The organism is Aureimonas altamirensis, assembly GCF_023702225.1.
Classification (GTDB): Bacteria; Pseudomonadota; Alphaproteobacteria; order Rhizobiales; family Rhizobiaceae; genus Aureimonas; species Aureimonas altamirensis_B.
This window is the reverse complement of record NZ_JAMQCO010000031.1, coordinates 1-1451: the sequence shown is the minus strand read 5'-3', so window position 1 is coordinate 1451 and position 1451 is coordinate 1. Positions and strand designations below refer to the sequence as shown.

At 66.6% G+C, this 1451-nt stretch carries 1 protein-coding gene and 3 pseudogenes; all 4 read left to right on the top strand.

Features of this window, described 5'->3' with window-relative positions:
• Positions 1–75, top strand: a pseudogene (locus tag NDN16_RS21230) (electron transfer flavoprotein subunit beta/FixA family protein); the annotation flags it as partial.
• A gap of 21 nt (positions 76–96) precedes the next feature.
• Complete coding sequence (locus NDN16_RS20795; protein WP_435301145.1) at positions 97–294, top strand: hypothetical protein; 198 nt, start codon at positions 97–99, stop codon at positions 292–294.
• A pseudogene (locus NDN16_RS20790) lies at positions 276–950 on the top strand (electron transfer flavoprotein subunit beta/FixA family protein); the annotation flags it as partial. The gene NDN16_RS20795 and the pseudogene NDN16_RS20790, both read left to right, overlap by 19 nt.
• A gap of 19 nt (positions 951–969) precedes the next feature.
• A pseudogene (locus NDN16_RS20785) lies at positions 970–1451 on the top strand (electron transfer flavoprotein subunit alpha/FixB family protein); the annotation flags it as partial.

The window sequence follows — 1451 nt, the reverse complement described above, 5'->3', positions numbered from 1 at the left end:
ATGAAGATACTCGTCTGCATCAAGCGCGTTGTGGATTACAACGTTAAGATCCGTGTGAAGTCCGATGGCAGTGGCGTCGACCTTGCCAATGTGAAGATGAGCATGAACCCGTTCGACGAGATCGCGGTCGAGGAGGCGATCCGGCAGAAGGAGAAGGGCGGGGTCGAGGAGATCGTGGTGGTTTCGGTTGGCCCGCAGCAGGCGCAGGAGACGCTGCGCACGGCGCTTGCGATGGGCGCCGACCGTGCGATCCTGGTCCGGAGCGACGAGCGNGCGTCGACCTTGCCAATGTGAAGATGAGCATGAACCCGTTCGATGAGATCGCGGTCGAGGAGGCGATCCGGCAGAAGGAGAAGGGCGGGGTCGAGGAGATCGTGGTGGTTTCGGTTGGCCCGCAGCAGGCGCAGGAGACGCTGCGCACGGCGCTTGCGATGGGCGCCGACCGTGCGATCCTGGTCCGGAGCGACGAGCGCGTCGAGCCGCTCGGGGTCGCCAAGGTATTGCGGGCGATCGTCGATGAAGAGAAGCCCGACCTCGTCATCCTGGGCAAGCAGGCGATCGACGACGACAGCAACCAGACGGGCCAGATGCTGGCGGCGCTTCTGGGCTGGCCGCAGGGCACCTTCGCCTCGAAGCTTTCTCTGTCCGACGGCCAGGCGGAGGTGACGCGCGAGGTGGATGGCGGACTGCAGACGGTGGCGCTGGCGCTGCCGGCCATCGTGACGACGGACCTGCGGCTGAACGAGCCGCGCTATGCCTCGCTGCCCAACATCATGAAGGCGAAGAAGAAGCCCCTGGACGAGCGTTCGGCCTCGGAGATGGGGCTGGACCTTGCGCCGCGCCTGGACGTTTTGAAGACGGCGGAGCCGGCGAAGCGACAGGCGGGCGTGAAGGTCGGCTCGGTGGACGAGCTGATCGGCAAGCTGAAGAGCGAAGCCGGCGTTCTGTAAGCGAAAGGGAGGCAGCGACATGACGACACTACTGATCGCGGAACACGACAACGCCCATCTGTCGGGCGAGACGGGCAAGGCCCTGAGCGCTGCGGTGCAGCTTGGCGCTCCGGTTCACATCCTGGTGGCGGGGCAAGGCTCGTCCGGGGTGGCCGAGGCGGCGGCGCGGCTTTCCGGGGTGGAGAAGGTGCTGCATGCCGACGACGCGGCCTATGGGCACGGGCTGGCCGAAGCGCTTGCGGCGCTGATCGTGGGGCTTGCGGATGGCTACGAGGCCATCGTCGCGCCGGCCACGACCTATGGCAAGAACACGCTGCCGCGGGTTGCGGCGCTGCTGGACGTGATGCAGGTCTCCGACATCGTTGCGGTGGAAGGGCCCGATACGTTCCAGCGGCCGATCTATGCGGGCAACGCCATCGAGACGGTGAAGTCGCGCGACGCCCGGAAGGTTCTGACGGTGCGCACGGCGGCGTTCGGCGAGACGGGAGAAGGCGGCAGCGC